Below are 380 nucleotides of genomic sequence, written 5' to 3'. Positions count from 1 at the left end.
GCCACGGCCGTCGAGCCGCTGCCGGTGACGGCGGACCGGCTGCGGGCGGCGCTGGCCGGGGCGGCCGCCGAGCGGCTCGGCCTGGAGGTCGCCGAGGTGGACCTGCGGGTCACCGAGCTGCTCGACGGGTTCGACGGCGGGCCGCCGGACGAGGCGGGCGTCGGCCCGGACACACAGGCCGCGGACGGCCCGGGCACCCGGGCCCACGGGTCCGTGCCGCCGCTCTTCCGGGCGTCCCCGGGGTCGACGCCGGCGTCGGAGTCCTCTGAGTCCCCGGCTGAGCCCTCGGCCTCGTCGCCGTCCTCGTCATCGGAGGCAGCGGACGGCGTCCCGGTGCAGGGCGACGAGCGGCGGGTGGCCCTAGCGGTCCTCGCCGTCGC

The 380-nt window shown here is 80.0% G+C and carries 1 pseudogene; it reads left to right on the top strand.

From position 1 onward, the window contains the following. Positions 1-380 (top strand): annotated as a pseudogene (locus tag G3I53_RS33915) (hypothetical protein); the annotation flags it as partial.

The sequence above is a fragment of the Streptomyces sp. SID14436 genome (assembly GCF_010548465.1).
GTDB lineage: Bacteria > Actinomycetota > Actinomycetes > Streptomycetales > Streptomycetaceae > Streptomyces.
This window is presented reverse-complemented; position numbering and strand designations above follow the sequence as displayed.